We start from the raw sequence: 22,563 nt of genomic DNA on the forward strand, positions 1-22,563 counted from the left end.
GCCTGCCTTCAAGCTTGCCTCATCAACTGTAAAACCACTGCTGGTTTACGATCCGTGGCACAATGCGCACCCCATGCTTCCATCAGCTTCCGGCGCTTGTCGAGCATACCGCCCCGCTGATAGGCGCGTTCAACCTCGTTGGGGTTCTGGTGGGCCAGTGCGGCTTCCGCCACTTCACCGGGGAAGTTGGTCTGTTCGGCGACCCATGTGCGGAATGATGACCGGAAGCCGTGAACGGTCACTGGTTCTTCCATCCGCCGCAACACCTTTAACAGGGTCATATCGGACATGACGCCACCGTTCATGCCGGGGAATACAACATCAGTTCCTTCGCGCCGGACAACCATGGCGCTTCGCAGCACAGACACGGCTTCGGGCGACAGCGGCACGACATGCTCACGCCGCATCTTCATGTGATCGGCGGGCACCGTCCATAAAGCGTTATCAAGATCGAATTCATCCCATGTCGCCAGCCGCACTTCCTGCGAGCGTGCGGCGGTCAGCACGGCGAACTCCAGTGCAAGGCGTCCCCACACTCCGCCAGTGACACGAAGGCGAGTGAGGAAGGCAGGGACATCGGCATAGGGCATGGAGGGATGATGTTTGCCGCCTGATTGCTTGGGCAGGCCCTTGCCAGCCGCCAGAGCCTTGTGCGGGGCTTCGGTGGCTCGCCAGCCACGAGCATGGGCATAATCCAACACGGTGCAAATCCGCTGCTTCACTCGCCGCCCGGTTTCCGGGGTTTTCGTCCACACTTCGGAGATGGCCGCAATGATCTCGCCAGCGGTGATGCTGCCTACCGGCTTGGAACCAAGGGCAGGGAAAGCATAGGTTTTCAGTGTGCTAAGCCACTGGTCCCCATGCTTCTCGTTAGCCCATTGATACTTATGCGCTTCCAGATAGGCATCGGCGGCCTCTTTGAAGGTGACGGTCGCGGCCTTGGCCTTGCGCTTGTCAGCCACCGGATCGAGGCCTTTGATTCGGACTGCCTCACGCAGCTTCACGGCCTCGATGCGGGCGTTGGCCAAAGTCACCAGTTTGGCGGTGCCGATGGTGTAATCGCGCCGTTTTCCTTGATGCTGGATGCGAACGAGCCAAGACGCACCGCCGCGCCTGTCCACTTTCAGGAACAGGCCGTCACCATCCTGATAGGTGCCGGGCTTGTTCAGAAAAGCCTTCACCTCATTGGCCGTCAATTTCCCCATGCCTCACCTCGCCGAGGCGCGTTCCACCACACCCCCTGAAATCCACCACACTTTCCACCACGTTTTATCGCGATTGGAGGTGAACTTCAACGAACATCAGCGGCCTGAGAAAACCTTATTTTCCGCAGAAATCCGCGCCTTTTTGCGGTTGACTGTGAACGCTGGCGAATGGGTAAATGGCGGAGCGGGAGGGATTCGAACCCTCGATACGCTTTTGACGTATACTCACTTTCCAGGCGAGCGCCTTCGACCACTCGGCCACCGCTCCGCATTGCACTGGAGGCGGCTCCCTATCGTGCGTCGGCGCGCTAGGCAAGGGGATGCTTTACTTTCCTTTCCATCCCATGCTTGATCGCGCCATGCCAATCCGCTCCCTCGCTTTCACGGCCGCGCTTTTCCTCTCTTCCCCGGCGCTTGCCGCCGATGCGCCCGCCACCCCCTCCGCCATCGTCGCGCAGGCCCCCGCAGGCGCTTGGCGGCCGATCGCGCCCGACGCGCTGCTGGTCATGACGGTCGAGGGCGGCAAGCGGGTCATCATCCAGCTCGCGCCCGATTTCGCGCCTGCCCATGTCGCCAATATCCGCGCGCTCGCCCGGGCGGGCTGGTGGGACGGGGAAAGCGTCTACCGCGTGCAGGACAATTATGTCGCCCAATGGGGCGACGCGACGGAGAAGAAGGCCCTGCCCCCCGGCATCGCCGCGAACATCGTGCCCGACTATGTCCGCCCGCTCGCCACGCTCAAGGGCGCCCCCGTGCCCTTGCCCTATCCGGACGCCTATGCCCCGCGCACCGGCTTCATCGACGGCTGGCCGGTGGCGATGGACGAGACGTCGGCCTGGCTGCCCCATTGCTACGCCATGGTCGGCGTGGCGCGGAACCTGTCCCCGGACGCGGGGACCGGAGCGGAACTCTACGCCGTGATCGGCCAGGCCCCGCGCCAGCTCGACCGCAACATCGCGGTGGTCGGCCGGGTGATAGAGGGCATCGGCCTGCTCGCCAGCCTGCCGCGCGGATCGGGCGACCTGGGCTTCTACGCGGCGGGGGAAAGGCGCCTGCCCATCCTTTCCGTCCGCCTCGCCAGCGACCTGCCGGAGGCGCAGCGGCCGCGTTACCAGGCGATGGACGTGGGATCGCGGAGCTTCGCCGATTATCTTCGCCTGCGGGCCAACAGGAAGGACGATTTCTACGAACGGCCCGCCGGCGGCGTCGACCTCTGCAACGCGCCGGTGCCGGTCCGGCAGGCGCCCTGAGCGCGCCGTTTCGCCGACACGGGCAAAATGCCGGAACGATGCCTATCTAACGGACATTACACCCCCGCCGGCAATGATGGAGAAGATGGTCATGATCGTAGGCACCGTCAGGGAGATCAAGAATCACGAATATCGCGTCGGCCTGACGCCGGAGAGCGTGCATGAGCTGACCGCCCACGGCCATCGCGTGCTGGTGGAAAGCGGCGCGGGGGAGGGGATCGGCGCGCATGACGGCCTCTACGCCCGCGCCGGGGCGGAGATCGTCGAAGACCCCGCCGCCGTCTTCGCCGCGGCGGAGATGATCGTGAAGGTCAAGGAACCCCAGCCGGAGGAACGCGCCCTGCTGCGCCCCGGCCAGATCCTCTACACCTATCTGCACCTCGCCCCCGATCCGGACCAGACGCGGGATCTGATGGCGTCGGGCGCGGTCTGCATCGCCTATGAGACGGTGACGGACGCCCATGGCGGCCTGCCGCTGCTCAAGCCGATGAGCCAGGTCGCCGGGCGCATGGCGATCCAGGCGGGCGCCACCGCTCTGGAAAAGGCCAATGGCGGGCGCGGCGTGCTGCTGGGCGGGGTGCCCGGCGTCCTGCCGGCGAAGGTGGCGGTGATCGGCGGCGGCGTGGTCGGCTTCAACGCGGCGCAGATGGCGGCGGGCCTGGGCGCGGACGTCACCATCCTGGACCGCAGCCCGGAAGTGCTGGAGCGGCTGGGCATCCATTTCGAGGCGCGGGCGAAGACGCGCTTTTCCAACCGCGCCAACCTGGCCGAATGCGTGGCGGAGGCGGACCTGGTGATCGGCGCGGTGCTGATCCCCGGCGCCGCCGCGCCCAAGCTGGTGACGGCGGATATGCTCAAGACCATGAAGAAGGGCGCGGTGCTGGTCGACGTGGCGATCGACCAGGGCGGCTGTTTCGAAACCAGCCACCCCACCACCCATGACGACCCGACCTATATCGTGGAGGGCATCGTCCATTATTGCGTCGCCAACATGCCCGGCGCCGTGGCGCGGACCAGCACCTATGCGCTCAACAACGTGACCCTGCCCCACGCGCTGCGGATCGCCGACCTGGGGTGGAAGGAAGCGCTGCGGGCGGACCCGCATCTGCTGGACGGGCTGAACGTGTGGAACGGGCAGATCGCCTATCGCGCCGTGGCGGAGGCGCTGAACCTGCCCCATATCCCTGCGGAACAGGCGATCGGATAACGGCCGGGCCGGCGTCTTATGGCCAGTTGCGGACATCATTTACCGTCACCCCGGACTTGATCCGGGGTCCCGCTGCCTTGGGCTGGGCGTGCACTCGGAAAGAAAGCGGGACCCCGGGTCAGGCCCGGGGTGACGAATCGGGGAATGGCGGGAAACCACCCCAACCGCCCCCATCGCCTCCCACAATATTGCACCCCCCTTTGCGGGTTCCCCGACTTCGTTCGTCTTGGGAAGAAGCGGGGCAGTTGATCGTCCCCGCCCGTTATATTCCGCCGCAGAGAGGCATGGGTTTCCAAAATGGTCGATTGCACAGCTTCCGCCGCCTTGATCCATCGGGGCATATTCCTCCATAACGCCGCCCGCACGGCACCGACAGGGGAGCAGCGCTGATGCATGGTGACCTGACGACCTGGCTGGTGCCGCTGGTCGCGATGCTGGGGGCGGGCCTGTTCGCCGGTTTCGCGGCGGGGATTTTCGGGATCGGCGGCGGCTTCGTGGTGGTGCCCGCGCTGTTCGTGGTTCTGCCGCTGCTGGGCGGCACGCATGAGGCCATCGCCCATGTCGCCATCGGCACGTCGGCGGCGACGATCATCGTCACGTCGATCCGCTCGCTGCTCGCCCATGCCAAGCGCGGCGCGGTGGAATTCGAGATACTCAAGACCTGGGCGCCGTGGATCATCCTGGGCGACGGCGTCGGCGTGCTGCTGGCCGGCCGGGTCGACGGGCACATATTGACCATGATCTTCGCGGTCGGCGTGTTCCTGATGTCGCTCAACTTCCTGCTGCCCAAGGTCGGCGGCAAGGTGATCAGCGACACCATGCCGTCCGGCATCGCCCGCGTCGGCATCGCCGGGGGCCTCGGCACCTTCTCCGCGCTGCTGGGCATCGGCGGCGGCACCATCGCCATCATGGTGATGACGCTGTGCGGCCGTTCGATCCACCGCGCCATCGCCACCGCGTCGGGCATCGGCACGCTCATCGCCATTCCCAGCGCCATCGGCTTCGCGCTGATCGGGCTCAAGGAAGGCGGCCTGCCCTGGGGTTCGCTGGGCTATGTCAACATTCCCGCGACGCTGGCCATCGCCTCCATGTCCGTGCTCACCGCGCCGCTGGGCGTCGCCGTCGCGCACGCCATGCCCGCCGCCCCGCTCAAGAAGATCTTTGGCGTCTATCTGGTGATCATCGCCTTCGTCATGTTCCGCAACGCCATGAAGATGTGAATTCCCCGGCCCATGGCCCCTGCACGGGCCATGGGCGGGATTTTTCCATAACATACTGATTTCAATGGATTTCTGTTCGATCCGTCCTTTCCGCCGGTCGCCGCGGGGATGCGTTTCGTCCATTCTGCACAACCGTTCATGCGCAAAATCCCGCTCCTCGCACGTTGAACCCGGCATCGGGACGAGGAAGAGGAGAAGAGACATGAAACGCTCGACCATCGCCGGCGCCCTTGCCATGATCGCAATGGCGCCGCTTTCCGCAACGGCCATGCCCCATGGCGCGATGAGCTATGAGGAAAGGCTCGCCGCCATGGAGGACGACATGACCCTGCCCGCGCCGATCGCGGGCGTGCAGAACAAATATTGGTTCAACTATCGCACCGATGTGGCCGAAGCCCGCAAGGAACTGGCCCACGACCTGCGCCACGCCACCGATGCGGAGGATGAGCGCGACGCCTGGGATGAATATCGCACGGAACTGGCGGACGCCCGCCGCGACTATGCGAAGGAAATGCGGGAAAAGGGCTATCGCGGCGGACAGGTGCGCGTCCACGGCTCCGGCCGCTGACGATGCAGGGCGGAGGATGGGGCGGCCGCAAGGCCCGCGTCACCCCGCCTCATCCTCCGGCATGACATCCACCATCACCTGCACGCTCTGCCCCGCGCCGCCGACGAACAGCCCGTCCATCGGCGCGACATCGGCATAATCGCGTCCCATGGCGACGAACAGATGCCCCTCGCCGGCAATCACCCCATTGGTCGGATCGAAGCCGATCCAGCCCCGCGCCGGGCCGCACCACAGCATCGCCCAGGCATGCATCGCGTCCGCGCCCACCAGCCGCGCCATGCCCGGCGGCGGATCGGTGCGCAGATAGCCGCTGACATAGGCGGCGGGCAGCCCGAACCAGCGCAGGGCCGCCACCATCACATGGGCGAAGTCCTGGCACACCCCATGGCGCGCCGCAAAGGCCTCCGCCACCGGCGTCGCCGCGTCGGTCGCCCCGCTCACATAGGCGAATTCGCCCTTGATCCGCCGCGCCAGTTCCAGCGCCGCCTCGACCACCGGCCGCCCGGAGGCCATCAGGTCCGCCGCCCAGGCGCCGATCTCCGCCACCAGCGGCACGCGCGGCGAGGCATGGAGATAATGCGCCGGTCCCGCCGGTCCCATGTCCCGCGCCGCCAGCGCCGCCGCCGCCACCGCGCCCACGGTGGGATCGTCTTCCCGCGCTTCCGCCGCCGGCCCGCCCTGCACCCCGGCGCGAAAGCTGCTGTCGATGCTGATCCGGCAAAGCGGGCTGTCGATCTCCAGCCGCGCCACATTGACCGGCCACGCCCCCGGCCGCGATTCGATGGAGGCGGGCGCGGGATCGACCGCCAGATGATAGTCCGACGTCCACTGCCCCGGCCACGGCGCGGGCCGCAGCCGCAGGTTCAGGCGCGCCAACTGCACCGGCGCATCATAATGCACGATGGTCTGGTGCCGGATGCGGTAGATCATGACAGCAGGCTGCCGCCCTCGCTCCTCTCCTTGCGCCGTTGCAGGAAATAACGCTGCCCGATGGCGTCCGACAGGCCGAGCAAGCGGCTTTCCGCATCCGCCAGATCGGCCATGCCCAGCATGTCTCCGGTCATCGGCGCCAGCCGCGCCGCCAGCATCGCCGCCAGCCTTTGCGGCTCCTCCGGCATGCCGTCGCCATGCAGCGTCGGCAGCGCGGCGACATGCTCCGCCAGCCTTTGCGCCTGGTAGAGGATGGAGCGCGGATTATGCGGCTCCAGCGCCACCAGGTCGCGCACCGGCGCCAGTGCCGGCCCGGCCAGATAGCGGTTGCGATAGCTGATCTGGCTGTCGTTGAGGTCCAGCAGCACGGTCAGGTCGTCGGCCGAAGCCCCGTCGCCCGCGAACAGCATGGCGAGGCGGCAACCGTTGATCGCCCGTTCCATCCGCCGCCCCATGTCGTGGAAGCGCCACCCCTCGGTCCGCCCCATATTCTCCGCCGCCAGTCCCGAAAGCGCCGAAATCCGCTCGATCATGCGGGAGGACGCTTCCAGCAGCGTCTCCGTCACCCCCCCGTCGAAATCGGGCAGGGGCAACCGCACCAGCCGCCAATAATCCACCGCCAGCCGGTCGCGCAGCCCTTCGCCGATGCCCGCCACCGCCGCCAGCAGGGCGCGCACGCTGCCGGGCTGCGCGCCGTCGCCCAGCGCCTGCGCGCAGAGCGGCCCGACGGCACCGGCAGTCCCCGGAATCGCGCCCCACAGCGCCAACTGCCCCATCAGCCGGTCCATGGTGGGCGACCCGACCGCCGGACCCAGATCGGCCTCGATGGACCCGCCGACAATCGCCCGGATCACCCGCGCCGTCATCTCCATGCGCTCGATATAGCGGCCCAGCCAGTAGAGATTGTCCGCCGCCTTGGCGGGCAGCATGCCGCCCACCCGCCGGATCGCCGGGGCGGCCGCCATCAGCCCGTCCCGCGGCACCGGCCTGGCGTCCAGCACGCACATGTCCGCCGACAGGTCGCCTTCGCCCATCAGCGCGGCGCGAATGTCGCCATGCGCCGCCAGCCGCGCAAAGGCGCCCGGCATGATCCGCCACTGGCCCAGATCGTCCCGCGCCACGAAGACCCGCAGGGTGAAGGGCAGGGGGGTCAGCTTGCCGTTCACAATGGCGGGCGTGGTCGACAGCCGCACCACTTCCTGCCCGACATAGTCCATCGGCCGCCGCGCCATCGCCTCCAGCAACGCCGCCCGCTGCTTCGCGTCCAGCCCCGATCCGGGCAGGAACCGCGTCCCCGTCAATCCCGCCACGTCCCGGTCGAAGGCGGACCCCACCACCAACTCGTCCATCGCGTCGGCCACATGCGCCCGCTCGGCCGCCTGCCCGCACCACCATGTCGCGATATTGGGCAGGATGAGGTCCGCGCCCAGCACCTCCCGCGCCAGCCCCGGCAGGAAGGCCGCCATCGCCCGCGATTCGATCACGCCCACGCCCGGCCAGTTGGCCAGCATCAGCCCGCCCTTGACGCAGGCGTCGAACAGGTCGGGCACGCCGATGCGCGATTCCGCGTCGAACGCCAGCGGATCGAGGAAACGGCTGTCCATCCAGCGCCAGAGGCCATCGACCCGCTTCAGCCCCTGGATCGTCCGCACGAACAATTGCCCGTCCGACACGATCAGGTCGTCGCCCTCGACCAGCAACAGGCCCAGATAGCGCGCCAGATGCGCCTGCTCGGCATAGCTCTGGTTGAAGCGGCCCGGCGACAGCAGCCCGATGCGCGGATCGCTCCGCTCGCAATCCGCCGCCAGCCCGCGCCGCAAATCGCTCAGGAACGGGGCCAGCCGCCGCACATTGAGCGCGCCCAGCAGGTCCCCGGTCGCCCGCGACAGGGCCAGCCGGTTCTCCAGCGCATAGCCGACGCCCACGGGCGTCCGCACCCGGTCGGCCAGCACGCGCCATTCCCCGTCAGGCCCCCGCGCCAGGTCGGCGGCGTAGAAATGGACGAAATGCCCGTGCGGCGGCGGCGCGCCGGTCATCACGCGCCAATGATGCGGACTGCCGGTGATCACGCTGGCGGGCAGCTTCCCGTCGCGCACCAGCGATTGCGTGCTGTAGATGTCGCTGATGACCCGCTCCAGCAACTGCGCCCGCTGGGCCAGCCCCTGCTCGATATGCGTCCATTCCCGCGCCCCGATCAGCAGCGGAACGGGGCTGAGCGGCCAGGGCCTTTCCTGCTGGTCCCCGGTCAGCCGGAAGGCGAGGCCCAGATCGACCGCCTGCCGCTCGACATTGCCGGCCAGCACCGCCGGATCGCCCTGCGCCTGCGCCGACAGCCGGTCCAGCATCGCCCGCCAGTGCCCGGCCATCTCCGCGCTCGCCCCGGCGAACAGGTCGCCCTCCGGCGCCCGCGCCAGATAGGCGTCGGCCCAACCGGCGGCTTCCATGACAGGGGCGCTCGCCACGGTCATGGATGCCGGAAACGCAGGTCCAGCGTCATCGGAAATTCGCTCGGAGCCTCGGCGGGCGGCATGTCGACCGGCCCCGGCGTGTGGCCATGGTCCTGGAACCGCGCCTTGCGCCGCGCCTCCGCCTCATAGGCGTTGATCGGCAGCGTATCGTAATTGCGCCCGCCCGGATGCGCGACATGATAGACGCAGCCGCCCAGCGACCGCCCGCTCCAGCTATCCAGCACGTCGAAGGTCAGCGGCGCGTTGACCGGCAGGGCAGGGTGCAGGCAGGCGGCGGGCGCCCATGCCTTGTACCGCACGCCGCCCACCGCCTCGCCCGGCACGGCGGTCGGCGTCATCGGCACGCGCCGCCCGTTGCAGGCGATCACATGCCGCCCGGCGACCAGCCCTGTCGCCCGCACCTGCAAACGCTCGGTCGAACTGTCGACATAGCGCACGGTCCCGCCAATGGCCCCGGTCTCGCCCAGCACGTTCCACGGCTCCAGCGCATGGGCAATCTCCAGCCCCACGCCGCCCGCATCCACCGCGCCATGCACCGGAAAACGGAACTGCCGCTGCGCCTCGAACCAGTGGGGATCGAACGCGTAACCCGCCCCGCGCAGGTCGCCCAGCACCTCCAGGAAATCCGCCCAGACGAAATGCGGCAGCATGAAGCGGTCGTGCAGCGCCGTCCCCCAGCGCACCAGACCGCCCTGCTGCGGCTGCCGCCAGAACCAGGCCGTCAGCGCCCGCAGCAGCAATTGCTGGACAAGGCTCATCCTGGGTTCCGGCGGCATTTCGAATCCCCGAAACTCCAGCAGACCCAGCCGCCCGGTCGGCCCGTCGGGGGAGAACATCTTGTCGATGCAGATCTCGGTGCGATGGGTGTTGCCCGTCACGTCGACCAGCAGGTTGCGGAACAGCCGGTCCACCAGCCAGGGCGGCGGCGCATCCCCTTCGCCCGGCGCGGGAACCTGCGCCAGCGCGATCTCCAGTTCATACAGCCCGTCATGCCGCGCCTCGTCGATGCGCGGCGCCTGGCTGGTCGGCCCGATGCACAGCCCCGAAAACAGATAGGACAGCGAAGGATGCCGCTGCCAATAGAGCACAAAACTCTTCAGCAGGTCGGGTCGCCGGATGAAGGGCGAATCGTTCAGGCTCGGCCCGCCCAGCACGATATGATTGCCGCCCCCGGTCCCGACCGACCGTCCGTCGACCATGAACTTGTCGGCGGTGAGGTCGCAGGTCCGCGCCAGCGCATAGAGCCGCTCGGTGATCTCCACCGTCTCGTCCCAGCTTGACGAAGGCTGGATATTCACCTCGATCACGCCGGGATCGGGCGTGGCCTTCAGCACCTGCAGGCGCGGATCGGGCGGCGGCGCATAGCCCTCGATCCGCACCGGAATCCGCATCGCCTCCGCCGCGCCCTCGACCTCGGCGACCAGTTCCAGATAATCCTCCAGCGCCTCCACCGGCGGCAGGAAGACGGACAGGAAATGCCCCCTCGGCTCCACCGTCACGGCGGTGCGCACCGCCCCCTCGATATGGAACTGCTCGACCCGCTCCTGCGCCACGGCCCCGCCCGGCGCGTCGGGAACCCGCTGCACCGGCTGCGCCCGCACCTCGTCCACCGTCGCCCGGAAATCCGGCAAGGACCCTCGCGGCTCGCTGGGGTCGCGGGGATGGATATAGGGAAAGGCCGCCTCCGGCACATGCGGCAAAGACCCCAGGGGCAGGCGATAGCCCAGGGCCGAATCCCCCGGCACCGCGAACAGCCGCCCGCGCCGCAATTGCCAAATCTCGCTCTGCCAGCGCGGCGTCGCGGCCTGAGCCTGCCACCGCTGCACCGGCAGCACATAGCCCACCGGCTGGTCCAGCCCCCGCTCGAACGCCCGCACCATCCGCGCCCGCGCCTCCGGATCGGCAATCTTGGGATCGTCGGGAGAGGTGTTGACCGGCAGGTCCGCCTCCTTGACCGCCCATACCGCCGGGTCTTCGAAAACCGGCTGGATATGATCGGCGGAAAAGCCCATCGCCCCCGCCATATGCGCGATGAAGGCCTGCGCATCCTCCGCCGTCACCGCCCGCGCGCCCTCCGGCGCGACCTCATCCGCGATCAGCCCGGCATCCCGCCAGATCGGCACTCCGTCCTGCCGCCAATAGACCGCATAGGCCCAACGCGGCAGGCTCTCGCCCGGATACCATTTGCCCTGCCCATGATGCAGCATCCCGCCCGGCGCGAAAGCCTCCCGCAAGCCCCGGATCAGCCGGTCGGCATAACCCGCCTTGGTCGGCCCCACGGCATCGCCGTTCCACTCGCCCGCATCGCCGCCATTCTCCGCCACGAAGGTCGGCTCGCCCCCGGTCGTCAGCCGCACGTCCTGCGCCTGCAAATCGGCATCCACCTGCGCGCCCAGGGCCATCACCGCATCCCAGCGCGCATCGGTGAAGGGCTTGGTGATCCGCACCGCCTCGGCAATGCGGCTCACCCCCATGGAGAAGTGAAAATCCACCTCCGCCGGTTCGGCCATGCCGCTGATCGGCGCGGCGGACCGATAATGCGGCGCCGCGCAGAGCGGAATATGCCCCTCTCCGGCGAACATCCCCGACGTCGCGTCCAGCGCCACCCAACCCGCGCCCGGCACATAGGCCTCCGCCCAGGCATGCAGGTCGACCACGTCTTGGCTGACCCCCTTCGGCCCCTCCAGCGGCTCGACATCGGCCACAAGCTGGATCGAGTATCCGGACACGAAGCGCGCCGCAAAGCCCAGCCGCCGCAGCAACTGCACCAGCAGCCAGGCCGAATCCCGGCACGACCCGGTGCCGATCTCCAGCGTCTCCTCCGGCGCCTGCACCCCGGCCTCCATCCGGATCACATAGCCGACCTGGTTCTGAAGCTGTCGGTTCACCTCGACCAGGAAATCGATCGTCCGCCCCTCATACCCCCTGTGGCTTTCCACCAGGGCCTCGAACAGCGGCCCCTGATCCTCCAGGTCGAAATAGGCGGCAAGGTCGGTCTTCAACTGATCGTCATAGGCGAAGGGATAGTCCTCCGCATAAGGCTCCACGAAGAAGTCGAAGGGATTGATGATGTCGAGATCGGCCAGCAGGTCGACCTCGACCGAGAAACGGTCGACCGGATCGGGAAAGACGACCCGCGCCAGCCAATTGCCGTGCGGGTCCTGCTGCCAGTTCAGGAAATGCCCGGACGGTTCGATCTTCAACGCATAGTTGGGGATTTTCGTGCGGCTATGCGGCGCGGGCCGCAACCGGATCACCTGCGGCCCAAGGCGGATCGGCCGGCTGTAGCGATAGGATGTCAGGTGGTGGAGCGCGGCCTTCAGCATGAAAGCGATGAAACGCCACCCCCTGCTGCAATGCAATATGGAATCGCTTCGGCGGCAAAGAAACTGAATTTATATATAGAAGCCCCTCCCCTTCAGGGGAGGGGAAGCGCGCTCCTCAAGGCACCAAATCCACCCGCTCCGCATCCGGCATGATCGCATCGACCAGCAGCGACCTGTGACAGGCCCCCGCATCCCGCTCGAAGCACAACAGCGCCACCGCCTGCTCCCCGGCCATCTCCACCAGTTGCGCCGCCTGCACCATCGCTTCGGGCAGTTCCAACTGCCCCGCGTAAATTTCCGCCAGCCGCCGGTGCTGCCCCTTGCGCGCCGCTTCGCGCCCGGCGGCGGGCGTCCCCAGCGCCTTCAACCCGACATAGCTGATCCCCGCCTCCCGCAGCCCGGCGGCGAGGATATTCTTCGAAAAGCCCGGCCGCCGCGACAGCGGCACCGCCCGCACGTCGGCCAGCATCGTGACGCCCGCCGCCCGCAGGGCCGCGATCACCTCGTCCTGCGTCGCGCCCTCATAACCGATGGTGAAGATTCGCATGCCCGACAGGATACCGTGTTCCTGCGAAGGCAGGAACCCAGTTGAAGCGGTGGGGCTGGGTTCCTGCCGTCGCAGGAACACGGAGCGGCGAAACGCTACTCGTCTCCCCCGGCCCGTTCCATCATCTCCATGAAGTCCCGCGCCGCGTCCCGGTCCGCCGGGTCCTCGAACGCCTCGTCCAGGTCGGGCGCCGCCCCCAGCAGGAACATCAGCGACCACAGCGCGAACCGCCGCCGCCCGTCCGTCTCCAGCCCGAAATCCACCCGCATATGCTCGATTCCCGCGGCCAGCGCATCGGGCGTCAGCGCCTCCAGTTCCCGCACCCCGAAATAGCGGTGCAACTGGTCGTCGAAATTCATGCCGCCACCGTTTCCGGCAAGCCCCAGTCGATCGCCCCGCGCCCCTTCTCCTCCAGAAAGGCGTTGGCCTGCGAAAAATGCCTGCACCCCAGAAAGCCGTTATGCGCCGAAAGGGGGGAGGGGTGCGCCGCCTTCAGCACCAGATGCCGCGTGCGGTCCACAAACTCCGCCTTGCGCTGCGCATAGCTGCCCCACAGCAGGAACACGATCGGCTCGCTCTTCTGGTTGACCAGCCGGATGATGGCGTCGGTGAACTGCTCCCAGCCGCGCTTCTGGTGCGACGCGGCCTTGCCCATCTCCACCGTCAGCACGCTGTTCAGCAGCAGCACGCCCTGCCGCGCCCAATGTTCCAGGAAACCGTGGCGCGGCGGCCGCAGGCCCAGGTCGCTCTGCAATTCCTTGTAGATATTGACCAGCGACGGCGGCGTCCGCACGCCCGGCTTCACGCTGAAGCACAGCCCATGCGCCTGCCCCTCGCCATGATAGGGGTCCTGCCCCAGCACCACCACCTTCACCTTGTCCAGCGGCGTCAGGTCCAGCGCCCGGAAATATTCGCTGCCCTTGGGGAAGATGCGCTTGCCCTGACGCTTCTCCTCCTCAAGAAAGCGCTTCAGCCCCTGCATATAGGGGCTTTCGAATTCGCCGAGCAGCGGGGCGCGCCAGCTCTCGTCCAGCCTGATGGTGTCGCTCATGGCCCGGCGTGATGAACCGCCGGGCGATCCGCTGTCAACAATGCTTGGCCGGCCCCTTGCCCTTCTCCGGCGAATCGGGAAAATAGGCGGGATGCCGCGCCTTCGCACCAAGCTGATCGCCTTTCTGGGCCTGTTCCTGGCCCCGCTGCCCACTGCCGACGCCTTCGGCCCGACGCCCAATCCGGTCCAGCACAGCGCCGAATCCCGCCTGATGGCCGAATTCGCGCGCTTCGCGACGCTGACCGACGGCACCGTCGGCATCGCCGTGCGCGACCTCGGCACCGGGGAGACGCTGGCCTATAATGGCGACACGCTGTTCCCGATGGCCAGCACCTACAAGCTGGCGGTGGCGGCCAAGATCCTCTCGCTGCTGGACGCGGGCAGCCTCAGCCTCGACGAACCGCTCATGCGCCTCGACCGCCCGCTGCCGGTGCGCGCCCTGATCGACATGAGCCTGACGCTCAGCGACAATGAGGCGACCGACGCCCTCGTCGCCCGCGCCGGCGGGCCGCAGGCGGTGAACGACTGGGTCCGCGCCGCCGGGATCAAGGGGCTGCGCGTCGACAGCAACACCCGCGACCTGCTCGCCCGCGCCAAGGTGGTCGGCACGGGCTATGGCGATGAAGCGGCGCTGGAATCCGGCCTCTCCGCCGCGCAGCGCGACGCCCGCGACATGCCCAATCTGGGCTTCGCCGCCGACCCGCGCGACACCGCCACGCCGCGCGCGATGGACGACCTGCTCGCCGCGATCCGCCTGGGCAGGGTGCTGCGGCCCCAGACGACGGCGCTGATGCTCTCGATCATGGAACGCTGCAAGACGGGCAAGGCCCGGCTGCGCGCCATGCTGCCGCCGGGCACGCGCATCGCGCACAAGACCGGGACGCTGAACGGCCTCGGCAACGACGCGGGCATCGTCACGCTGCCCGATGGCCGCATGTTCGTCATCTCGGTCTTCGTGATGAAGGACCATATGGGCCATGAACTGCGCGACCGCATCATGGCCGAAGCGGCGCGGGCCGCTTATGATTATTTCCTGTTCGCCCCCGATCGGCACACGGCCTGACGCATCCACCTTAACTTCCATCCCGTTTCCCGATAGGCTCGCGGACACTGGCAGGAGGGACTGGGGCAGGAGGGGATGCGATGGACGACAAGACGGCGGCGTTCCGCGACTTTTGGCCCTATTATCTCCAGGAACATGCCCATGCGGGGACGCGGGCGATGCACTATGCCGGCACCAGCCTGGTCGTGCTGCTGATCGCCGCGCTGCCGGTGGCGGGGAAATGGTGGATGATCCCGGCCATGCCGCTGGCAGGCTATGGCTTCGCCTGGATCGGCCACAGCCTGATCGAACATAACCGCCCCGCGACCTTCCGCTATCCCTTCTGGTCGCTGCGGGCCGATTTCGTGATGTGGTTCCGCTTCCTGACCGGAAGAATGGGCCGCGACCTGAAACGCGCCGGCGTCCGCCCCGACGGCAGCATAGACCCCGCCCTCCGCCGCGAACTGTAGCAACCTGCTCCCGCCTTCGCAGGAACGCCATACTCCTCCTACCACGCTTGACCCCCACCGCCGCTCTGCCAAAAGGGGGCCCGCAATGGCCCTCACCGCCCACTTCACCCGCCTGCCCGACCTGGCGAGCCTCGCCCCCCGCTGGCAGGCGCTGGAGTCCCGCGCCGCCGCCAGCTTCTTCCTCGGCTGGACCTGGACCGGCGCCTGGCTGGAAAGCTACGCCGTCCGCCCCGAACTCCTCGCCGTCATCGACGCGCAGGGCCGGGACGTCGCGCTAGCCCTCTTCGGCCATGCCCTGCAACCCCGCCTGCTGGGCCGCAGCGCCACCCTGTCGCTCAACCAGTCCGGCGACCCCGGCGCCGACCGCCCCTTCATCGAATATAACGGCCTGCTGGCCGCCAAGGGCAGGGAAGGGGAGGCCGCGCAGGCCGCCCTCCAGGCCCTGCAAGACCGCAACGACTGGCGCACCCTGCGCCTCGACGGCATCGCCCCCGACTCGCCGCTCCTGACAATCCCCGCCCGCCGCAAGACCCGCCTCGACCGCTCCCCGGTCTATCAGGTCGACCTCGCCGCCGTCCGCGCCGCCGACTATCTGTCGCTGCTCAGCGCCAACAGCCGCAGCCAAATTCGCCGCGCCCTCAAGGACCATGACGGCACGCTCCCGGCCATCGCCAAAGCCGACCCAGCCGACATCGTCCCATGGCTGGAGGAAATGCAGTCCCTCAATACCGGCCGCCACGCCGACAATGCCTGGGACGACCCCGCCTTCCGCCGCTTCGCCGCCACCCTCGCAAGCCGCGACGAAAAGGTCGAACTGCTGCGCCTGACCGACAGCGGCGGAACCGTCGGCCTGCTCCTCAACTTCCTCCACGACGGCATAGCGATGAACTACCAGTCCGCCTTCGCCGCGCCCCGCACCGCCAAGGACAAGCCCGGCCTGCTCTGCCATGCCGCCGCCGTCGCCCATTATGCGGAACGCGGCCTCGCGCTCTACTCGCTGCTCGCGGGCAAGGACCGCTACAAGCAGAGCCTCGCCACCCGCGAGGAAGCCCTTGAATGGTGGCAGGTCGACCGCTTCAGCCCCCGCCTCGAAGCCGAAGCCGCCTTGCGCAAGCTGCTCAGACGCCCAGCTTCCGCATGATGCGGTAGGCGATCCGCCGCGCGCCCTGCGCCTCCGGCCTCGCACCGATCCGCCCGACCGGCAGCCCGCGCCGCCGCAGCAGCGCGTTCAGGCTGTGCAACTCGCCCTCCGCCACGCTCCGCTCCGACCGCCACGTCACCGACAGGCTGACCGAAACGACAGGGCCATTCTCCACGAAATGCGGCGCCTTGACCGGCACATGGATCGCATCGCCCGGCAACAGCGTCACCGCCATGCCTCGCTCGCGAAACCCGTCCCGCCAGTCCAGATTGCGATGCCCGCCCGCATGGAAGGCCTCGCTCTGCACCGCAGGCACCAGTTCCTCGTCGCCCGCCGGAAAGACCGTCATCGTCTTCTCGCCACGGATCTGGAGCAGGATATTATGCTCCGGGTCCATATGGAACGGCGTCACGCTGCCGGGCGAGGACAGGAAGATGAACGCCTCCCGGTGCAGCATCGGCCCCGTCTCCCGCTCCACCAGCGGCGCCAGTTCCGCCAGCGCCCGGTCGAGCAGCGCGCCATAGGCCGCATCCCGCTCGACATTCTTCAGCACCGCCCAACTGCCGTTGGTCTCTATGGTCCGGATCGTCTCGCCCAGCGTCAGCCCGTTGGACGGCGTATCCTCCGCCCGCACGCCCAAGGGCAGCTTCCCCAGATTATACTCCACGGAGTCGGCCGGCATCCGCTCCGCCAGCCCGGCCAGAGCCTCCAGCGTCAGCAGCGCATGCCCCGCCAGCCCATGGCTCAACTTCGCCGCCCGGTCCGGATAAGCCGCCGCGAAGGCCGCCCGCGCCTCTTCCGGAAACACCGCCGCCTCGATGGCGCTCACCGCGTTCATATTTGCCCCTTCAACCTCCGCCCCAGCGCCTCGACGCCATTGGCCAGCGCAAAGGCGACGCTTCGCCCGGCGCCCCGCAGGGCGATGCGATATTGGGTGATCGTGCGCCGCTCGCCCCACAGGCTGTCGATCATCGGATGGTCCGCCGCCGCGCAGCTATCCATCCAGCCAATGGCGGGATCGCCCAGCACCGCCTGCAAATTGGCGATCTCGATCAGCACCCCCGGCGAAAAGCGCCCCAGCGCCTCGTCAAAGGCGATCTTGAAGGAAAAGGCCCCTTCGCCATGCCGGAAATTGACCAGCATCGCGATCGCCCGCCCATCCAGGTCCATGCGCAGGAAATGCAGCCGCCTGTTCTCGAAAGCCGCCGCGCAGGCCGCCCGGAAGAAAGCCGCATCCTCATCCCTGCAGGCCAGCGCCGATCCTTCGGCCCCCTTCCAGCCCGCGGCCTCCAGCGCCAGAAATTCCCCGCACCATGCCGGGAGGTCCGCCCCGTCGACCAGCAGCCGGCTCTCGACCGTGCCCAGTTCGGCCAGCCGCTTCTGCAGGCGCCGCAATTCCTTGCGCTTCTTGGCCCGCACATGGGTTTCCCAATAGGCGTCCGCATCCAGTTCCGACCGCAGCATCGCCCGGTCGTACCGATGCACCTCCCGCCGCCCGCGCCGCTGCTCGACGCACAGCGCCTCCAGCGCCGCCGCATTCGCCCCCGCCGCGTCCAGCCCCCGCAGATGCAGAAAGCCCGGCGCCCAGTCCGCCTCGTCCAACTGCCCCAGCAATTCCCGCCACGCCGCCACCTCCTCGCCCCGCCGGATCAGCGGCGCGCCGAAGAAGCAATGATCGTGCATCCAGTTGGCGACGCAACGCAGCGGCAGCCGCCCGTGCCGCGCCGCGACGACCACGGGCATCAGCCCGATCAGTTCCCCGTCCCGCTGCGCCTCCAGCACGCGGACCGTTGCGCCATCCGCCAGATGATCCAGCGCCGCGCACAGCATTTCGGGCATGTAGAAGGCATTGGCCTCGGCCGCCGCGTCCGCCAGCGCGGCCCAGCGCGCCGGCGCATGGGCGCGCGCGTTCGCCATTGCGGGATGGGAAGCCATGTCCATGCTCCCGGCCATATCCGCCAATGATTAGGGAAAGGCTAACCCGCGAAGGTAAACGCAGCGTGCTCCTGCGAAGGCAGGGGCCCAGTTCCCAGGGAGCGATGATGAACAAAGGGCGGGACCGTACTCCCGCCTTCGCAGGAGCACGGCAAAGCTGAATGCCCACCGCCATCCACCCCAAGCCCGGCAATTTTTAGGCACTATTACGGAGCTTCCGGGGAAAGCCCTTTACATCGCCCCCCGGATTGTCTGTGAAAGACTCCGGCGCCAAGGCAAGGACAGGAAACCGCAGCCCATGACAATCCTCGTGACCGGCGCGGCCGGCTTCATCGGCATGGCCGTCGCGGACCGTCTTCTGTCCGAAGGCCGGGCCGTCTTCGGCATCGACAATATGAACGACTATTATCCCGTCTCGCTGAAACGCGACCGGATCGCCGCCCTGCATCAGCGCCATGGCGGCCTGTTCACCTTCGCCGAACTGGACTTCGCCGACATGGACGCGCTCCAGGCGGCGCTGCACGACCATCCGGTCGACGCCATCATCCATCTGGGCGCGCAGGCGGGCGTGCGCTATTCGCTGATCAACCCGCACGCCTATGTCCGCTCCAACCTCGCCGGCCACGTCAACATGCTGGAAGTGGCGCGGGAAAGGCGGGTGCGGCACCTGGTCTACGCCTCCTCCTCCTCGGTCTATGGCGGCAACGACACGCTGCCCTTCCGGGTCGAGGACCGCGCCGACCACCCCGTCTCGCTCTACGCGGCCACGAAACGCGCCGACGAACTGATGAGCGAAACCTACGCCCATCTCTTCCGCATCCCGATGACCGGCCTGCGCTTCTTCACCGTCTATGGCCCCTGGGGCCGCCCGGACATGGCGATGTGGATCTTCACCTCGAAAATCCTGTCGGGCCAGCCCATCCCCGTCTTCAACCACGGCCGGATGCAGCGCGACTTCACCTATATCGACGACATCGTCAGCGGCGTGATCGGCTGCCTCGACCATGCGCCGGAAGATGACGGCGCGGCCAAGGCGGGCGGCAGCCGCTCGCCCCACCGGCTCTACAATATCGGCAACAACCGGCCGGAGGAATTGATGCACCTCATCTCCGTTCTGGAGGAAGCCTGCGGCCGCAAGGCGGAGATCGACTTCCAGCCGATGCAGCCGGGCGACGTGCCGGCCACCTTCGCCGACATCAGCGCCATCGCGCAGGACATCGGCTTCGCCCCGACCACGGGCATCGAAGTGGGCGTCCCCCGCTTCGTCGACTGGTATCGCGCCTATCACGATTAGGCAGGGACGAATTCAAGCGTCGCCGAACCGAGCGTTTGGGTGGAGAGCGGACCTTCCCCTATTCGTCACCCCTCTCCCTATTCGTCACCCCGGGCTTGACCCGGGGTCCCGCTGCCTTGGACGAGGCGCGGCACTCAGACAAGAAAGCGGGACCCCGGGTCACGCCCGGGGTGACGGAAACTGATGTCCGCCATTGGCCATCTCCCGCCATTCCCGCATTACCCCCCACCCTTGCTCATGGCGCGATGCAGCAAAAGCACGCCACAACCACTCCTCCTGCAAAAGGTTCCGCCATCCGCCGATAAAATTATGCGCTTCATCGCATTTTCATCCATTGTGGCGTTAATGGCGCGGAAATCATCATTCGCGCTTGCGAAATCGATTGCCAATATTAGGGGAAGACGCTTATCCCCGACAGCCGGGTGCCGGTCGCTTCGATCGGTCGGGTCGCGGAACGAAGTAAGGGCGGAACACCTGGGGCGGTGGATCGTCGCCGCTGTCGTCAGTCGGAAAAAGCCGGCGGCGATGGTGGAAAAAAGGGCTTACGCGTGTCGACAGTAACGAAGATCGTGCCATTCGGCTCAGGCGGGCGCATCGCGGAAACCGCGCGCCGGACATTATCCATCGCGGCCGAGGGGCTGAACGCCCTTGAAAACCAGTTCAACGACCGGGAATTTTCCGCCAATTTCCTGCGGCTGGTCGGCGTCATCATGAATGTGCGCGGCCGCCTGATCGTCACCGGCATGGGCAAGAGCGGCATCATCGCGCGCAAGATGACGGCGACGCTCACCTCCACCGGCACGCCCGCCATCTTCCTGCATCCCGCCGACGCGGGCCATGGCGACCTGGGCATGATCACGCCGGACGATGTCGTGCTGATGCTGTCCCATTCGGGCGAGTCCAACGAACTCGGCCCCATTATCCAATATTGCAAGCGCTTCGCCATCCCCCTGCTGGGCATGACGGCGCGCCCGCACAGCACGGTCGCCGCATCGTCCGACATCTGCATCCTGATGCCCGACGTGAAGGAAGCGTGCCCCAATTCGCTGGCGCCCACCACCTCCACCACGATCCAGATGGCGTTCGGGGACGCGCTCGCCATCGCGCTCATGGAAATGCGCGGCTTTTCGGCGGACGACTTCCATAAATTCCACCCCAATGGCCGGCTCGGCGCGCAACTTGTCAAGGTGCGCGAACTCATGGCCTCGGGCGGCGACGTGCCGCGGGTGGAGGAGGACGCCTCCCTGCTCGACGCCACCATCGAAATGACCCGCGCCCGGCTCGGCGGCACGGCGGTGGTGAACGGAAAGGGCGAACTGATCGGCGCCTTCACCGACGGCGACCTGCGCCGCACCGTCACCGGCACCCGCCACATGAACGAGCCGGTCGGCCGCTACATGACCGTCCAGCCCGTGTCGGTCAGCCCCGAGGAACTGGCTTCCGAAGCGCTCCGCCTGATGCACGACCATAATATCACGCTCCTCTTCGTCTGCGAAAAGGACCGGCTGGTCGGCGCCATCCACATGCACGACCTGCTCCATGCGGGCGTAGCCTGAGCGCCATTCGCCCCAGGGACGACCGCGCTCCTGCGAAGGCAGGAGCCTGGGCAAAGCGGGCAAATGCGGGGTTAGCCGGCCTGATCGATTCGGGTGGAGAGCGGACCTTCCCCTTATTCGTCGCCCCGGGCTTGACCCGGGGTCCCGCTGCCTTGGACGAAGCGCGCACTCAGAAAGAAAGCGGAACCCCGGATCAAGCCTGTCCTGAGCTTGTCGAAGGATCCGGGGCGACGAAATGGGGAAGGTCCGCTCTCCACTCAAATCACCCGGTCCAGTCCCGCCCCCTGACGGCCTTTCCACACATGCCCCTGCACGCGGCCCCTCGACGGCATTCCTCCTGAAATGAACCCATCCACCCTCATCGTCATCCCCGCCCGCGCCGGCTCCTCCCGCCTGCCGCGCAAGCCGCTGCGCCTGATCGCCGGCCGCACGCTGCTGCACCGGACCATCGCCATGGCCCGCGCCGCCACGGCCGGCCTCTCCGACATCCAACTGCTCGTCGCCACCGATGACGAGGAAATCGCCGCCCATGCCCGCGCCGCGGGCTGCGACGCGGCCATGACGGAAAGCGCCATCGCGACCGGCTCCGGCCGCGCCCTCGCGGCCGCGCGCCAGCGCGGGACCGAACCCCGCTTCATCGTCAACCTCCAGGGCGACAGCCCCTTCCAGCCCCAGGGCGCCCTGCGCGCCGTCATCGCCGCGCTGGAGGCGGGGGCGCAGGTCGCCACCCCCGTCATCGCGCTCGACTGGCCCGCGCTCGACGCCCTGCGCGACCACAAGACGCGCTCGCCCTTCAGCGGCACCACCTGCGCCCGCGCCCCCGACGGCCGCGCCCTCTGGTTCTCGAAGACCATCATCCCCGCCATCCGCGACGAGGACGCCCTGCGCCAGAGCCAGCCGCTCTCCCCGGTCTGGCGCCATGTCGGCCTCTACGGCTACACGCTCGACGCCCTGACCCGCTTCGAAGCGACGCCCCCCACGGCCCTCGAAACCCTCGAAGGCCTGGAACAGCTCCGCCTGCTCGAACTCGGCATCCCCGTCACCACCGTCCCAGTCCCGCCGCCCGTCTTCGACAGTTCCGGCATCGACACTGAGGCCGACATAGCCCGCGTCGAAGCCCTCATCGCCGCCCACGGCGACCCCACGCCCTGATCCTCCGCCCGTTTCGAGCGAAGTCGAGAAACAGCCCATGCGCCGCATCTTCATCATCCGCCACGGCAACACCTTCGAAAGCAACGCCGACGCCCGCCGCATCGGCGCCCGCACCGACCTCGCGCTGGTGGAAAGCGGCCACGCCCAGGCCGAGCGCCTCGGCGCCTGGTTCGCCGCGCAGAACCTGCCCATCCGCCGCCT

General features: G+C 67.9%; 20 protein-coding genes and 1 tRNA gene. 11 read left to right on the forward strand and 10 right to left on the reverse strand.

The genetic code is table 11. The annotated features are described in order from the left end of the window. Positions 1–8 precede the first annotated feature (8 nt). Both L286_RS46045 and L286_RS46050 read right to left on the reverse strand, forming a co-directional pair. Positions 9–1,205, reverse strand: a complete 1,197-nt coding sequence (locus L286_RS46045) for a tyrosine-type recombinase/integrase (protein ID WP_020818747.1) — start codon at positions 1,203–1,205, stop codon at positions 9–11. A gap of 177 nt (positions 1,206–1,382) precedes the next feature. Further along, a tRNA-Ser gene (locus L286_RS46050) sits at positions 1,383–1,473 on the reverse strand. 52 nt (positions 1,474–1,525) lie between these two features. Here L286_RS46050 and L286_RS46055 point away from each other — a divergent pair. The 4 genes from L286_RS46055 to L286_RS46070 all read left to right on the forward strand — a co-directional run bounded on the left by L286_RS46055 (position 1,526) and on the right by L286_RS46070 (position 5,450). Beyond that, positions 1,526–2,455, forward strand: a complete 930-nt coding sequence (locus tag L286_RS46055) for a peptidylprolyl isomerase (protein WP_020818746.1) — start codon at positions 1,526–1,528, stop codon at positions 2,453–2,455. Positions 2,456–2,546: 91 nt separating this feature from the next. Then, the gene (gene ald / locus L286_RS46060; protein WP_025160818.1) at positions 2,547–3,662 is read left to right on the forward strand and encodes an alanine dehydrogenase; all 1,116 of its coding nucleotides are present in this window, start codon (positions 2,547–2,549) and stop codon (positions 3,660–3,662) included. A 389-nt stretch (positions 3,663–4,051) separates the two neighbouring features. After that, positions 4,052–4,882, forward strand: a complete 831-nt coding sequence (locus L286_RS46065; RefSeq protein WP_007687895.1) for a sulfite exporter TauE/SafE family protein — start codon at positions 4,052–4,054, stop codon at positions 4,880–4,882. Between the two features lie 202 nt (positions 4,883–5,084). Then, complete coding sequence (locus tag L286_RS46070) at positions 5,085–5,450, forward strand: hypothetical protein (protein WP_013041243.1); 366 nt, start codon at positions 5,085–5,087, stop codon at positions 5,448–5,450. A gap of 39 nt (positions 5,451–5,489) precedes the next feature. Here the strand turns inward: L286_RS46070 and L286_RS46075 are convergent, their stop codons facing one another. The 6 genes from L286_RS46075 to ung form a co-directional block, all read right to left on the reverse strand. Continuing rightward, positions 5,490–6,380: a transglutaminase family protein gene (locus L286_RS46075; RefSeq protein WP_020818744.1), complete on the reverse strand. Its 891-nt coding sequence runs from the start codon at positions 6,378–6,380 to the stop codon at positions 5,490–5,492. Then, positions 6,377–8,848: a circularly permuted type 2 ATP-grasp protein gene (locus L286_RS46080; protein WP_020818743.1), complete on the reverse strand. Its 2,472-nt coding sequence runs from the start codon at positions 8,846–8,848 to the stop codon at positions 6,377–6,379. Before L286_RS46080 ends, L286_RS46075 begins: the two co-directional genes overlap by 4 nt. Continuing rightward, a complete protein-coding gene (locus tag L286_RS46085) occupies positions 8,845–12,174 on the reverse strand; it encodes a transglutaminase family protein (RefSeq protein ID WP_020818742.1) in 3,330 nt (1,109 codons plus the stop codon). Before L286_RS46085 ends, L286_RS46080 begins: the two co-directional genes overlap by 4 nt. A 115-nt stretch (positions 12,175–12,289) precedes the next feature. Next, positions 12,290–12,721, reverse strand: coding sequence for a DUF488 domain-containing protein (locus L286_RS46090; RefSeq protein WP_020818741.1), 432 nt, complete (start codon positions 12,719–12,721; stop codon positions 12,290–12,292). A 95-nt stretch (positions 12,722–12,816) separates the two neighbouring features. After that, entirely contained in the window at positions 12,817–13,080 is a 264-nt protein-coding gene (locus L286_RS46095; protein WP_020818740.1) for a hypothetical protein, read from the reverse strand. Then, positions 13,077–13,772: a uracil-DNA glycosylase gene (ung, locus tag L286_RS46100; RefSeq protein WP_020818739.1), complete on the reverse strand. Its 696-nt coding sequence runs from the start codon at positions 13,770–13,772 to the stop codon at positions 13,077–13,079. Before ung ends, L286_RS46095 begins: the two co-directional genes overlap by 4 nt. Before the next feature lie 91 nt (positions 13,773–13,863). Between ung and L286_RS46105 the strand changes: the two genes are divergently transcribed. The 3 genes from L286_RS46105 (at position 13,864) to L286_RS46115 (ending at position 16,425) form a co-directional block, all read left to right on the forward strand. Next, a complete protein-coding gene (locus tag L286_RS46105) occupies positions 13,864–14,835 on the forward strand; it encodes a serine hydrolase (protein WP_020818738.1) in 972 nt (323 codons plus the stop codon). A gap of 80 nt (positions 14,836–14,915) precedes the next feature. Further along, the gene (locus L286_RS46110; RefSeq protein WP_007682283.1) at positions 14,916–15,284 is read left to right on the forward strand and encodes a DUF962 domain-containing protein; all 369 of its coding nucleotides are present in this window, start codon (positions 14,916–14,918) and stop codon (positions 15,282–15,284) included. Between the two features lie 85 nt (positions 15,285–15,369). Continuing rightward, positions 15,370–16,425 carry a GNAT family N-acetyltransferase gene (locus L286_RS46115; protein WP_020818737.1) on the forward strand — a complete coding sequence of 352 codons (1,056 nt, stop codon included), beginning with the start codon at positions 15,370–15,372 and terminating at the stop codon, positions 16,423–16,425. Here L286_RS46115 and L286_RS46120 read toward each other — a convergent pair. Both L286_RS46120 and L286_RS46125 read right to left on the reverse strand, forming a co-directional pair. Then, complete coding sequence (locus L286_RS46120) at positions 16,403–17,263, reverse strand: cupin-like domain-containing protein (protein WP_020818736.1); 861 nt, start codon at positions 17,261–17,263, stop codon at positions 16,403–16,405. The genes L286_RS46115 and L286_RS46120 overlap by 23 nt on opposite strands. Then, complete coding sequence (locus L286_RS46125; RefSeq protein WP_025160443.1) at positions 17,260–18,366, reverse strand: GNAT family N-acetyltransferase; 1,107 nt, start codon at positions 18,364–18,366, stop codon at positions 17,260–17,262. The genes L286_RS46120 and L286_RS46125 overlap by 4 nt, the downstream gene beginning before the upstream one ends. A 292-nt stretch (positions 18,367–18,658) precedes the next feature. Here L286_RS46125 and L286_RS46130 point away from each other — a divergent pair, with 292 nt between their 5' ends. The 4 genes from L286_RS46130 to L286_RS0125085 all read left to right on the forward strand — a co-directional run. Then, positions 18,659–19,654, forward strand: a complete 996-nt coding sequence (locus tag L286_RS46130) for an NAD-dependent epimerase/dehydratase family protein (RefSeq protein ID WP_007682537.1) — start codon at positions 18,659–18,661, stop codon at positions 19,652–19,654. Between the two features lie 548 nt (positions 19,655–20,202). Continuing rightward, positions 20,203–21,210, forward strand: a complete 1,008-nt coding sequence (locus tag L286_RS46135; RefSeq protein WP_007682538.1) for a KpsF/GutQ family sugar-phosphate isomerase — start codon at positions 20,203–20,205, stop codon at positions 21,208–21,210. A gap of 342 nt (positions 21,211–21,552) precedes the next feature. Beyond that, complete coding sequence (locus L286_RS46140; RefSeq protein WP_020818733.1) at positions 21,553–22,362, forward strand: 3-deoxy-manno-octulosonate cytidylyltransferase; 810 nt, start codon at positions 21,553–21,555, stop codon at positions 22,360–22,362. A 37-nt stretch (positions 22,363–22,399) separates the two neighbouring features. Continuing rightward, positions 22,400–22,563: histidine phosphatase family protein (locus L286_RS0125085; RefSeq protein ID WP_031293614.1), on the forward strand; the 164-nt coding region annotated here is incomplete at its 3' end.

It is taken from the genome of Sphingobium sp. HDIP04, assembly GCF_000445085.1.
GTDB classification, from domain to species: Bacteria; Pseudomonadota; Alphaproteobacteria; order Sphingomonadales; family Sphingomonadaceae; genus Sphingobium; species Sphingobium indicum.

What these genes read in the sequence shown, in the direction of transcription:
- L286_RS46045 (WP_020818747.1), bottom strand. Translation starts at nt 1,205, where the DNA reads ATGGGGAAATTGACGGCCAATGAGGTGAAGGCTTTTCTGAACAAGCCC.
- L286_RS46055 (WP_020818746.1), top strand. Translation starts at nt 1,526, where the DNA reads ATGCTTTACTTTCCTTTCCATCCCATGCTTGATCGCGCCATGCCAATC.
- ald (WP_025160818.1), top strand. Translation starts at nt 2,547, where the DNA reads ATGATCGTAGGCACCGTCAGGGAGATCAAGAATCACGAATATCGCGTC.
- L286_RS46065 (WP_007687895.1), top strand. Translation starts at nt 4,052, where the DNA reads ATGCATGGTGACCTGACGACCTGGCTGGTGCCGCTGGTCGCGATGCTG.
- L286_RS46070 (WP_013041243.1), top strand. Translation starts at nt 5,085, where the DNA reads ATGAAACGCTCGACCATCGCCGGCGCCCTTGCCATGATCGCAATGGCG.
- L286_RS46075 (WP_020818744.1), bottom strand. Translation starts at nt 6,380, where the DNA reads ATGATCTACCGCATCCGGCACCAGACCATCGTGCATTATGATGCGCCG.
- L286_RS46080 (WP_020818743.1), bottom strand. Translation starts at nt 8,848, where the DNA reads ATGACCGTGGCGAGCGCCCCTGTCATGGAAGCCGCCGGTTGGGCCGAC.
- L286_RS46085 (WP_020818742.1), bottom strand. Translation starts at nt 12,174, where the DNA reads ATGCTGAAGGCCGCGCTCCACCACCTGACATCCTATCGCTACAGCCGG.
- L286_RS46090 (WP_020818741.1), bottom strand. Translation starts at nt 12,721, where the DNA reads ATGCGAATCTTCACCATCGGTTATGAGGGCGCGACGCAGGACGAGGTG.
- L286_RS46095 (WP_020818740.1), bottom strand. Translation starts at nt 13,080, where the DNA reads ATGAATTTCGACGACCAGTTGCACCGCTATTTCGGGGTGCGGGAACTG.
- ung (WP_020818739.1), bottom strand. Translation starts at nt 13,772, where the DNA reads ATGAGCGACACCATCAGGCTGGACGAGAGCTGGCGCGCCCCGCTGCTC.
- L286_RS46105 (WP_020818738.1), top strand. Translation starts at nt 13,864, where the DNA reads ATGCCGCGCCTTCGCACCAAGCTGATCGCCTTTCTGGGCCTGTTCCTG.
- L286_RS46110 (WP_007682283.1), top strand. Translation starts at nt 14,916, where the DNA reads ATGGACGACAAGACGGCGGCGTTCCGCGACTTTTGGCCCTATTATCTC.
- L286_RS46115 (WP_020818737.1), top strand. Translation starts at nt 15,370, where the DNA reads ATGGCCCTCACCGCCCACTTCACCCGCCTGCCCGACCTGGCGAGCCTC.
- L286_RS46120 (WP_020818736.1), bottom strand. Translation starts at nt 17,263, where the DNA reads ATGAACGCGGTGAGCGCCATCGAGGCGGCGGTGTTTCCGGAAGAGGCG.
- L286_RS46125 (WP_025160443.1), bottom strand. Translation starts at nt 18,366, where the DNA reads ATGGACATGGCTTCCCATCCCGCAATGGCGAACGCGCGCGCCCATGCG.
- L286_RS46130 (WP_007682537.1), top strand. Translation starts at nt 18,659, where the DNA reads ATGACAATCCTCGTGACCGGCGCGGCCGGCTTCATCGGCATGGCCGTC.
- L286_RS46140 (WP_020818733.1), top strand. Translation starts at nt 21,553, where the DNA reads ATGAACCCATCCACCCTCATCGTCATCCCCGCCCGCGCCGGCTCCTCC.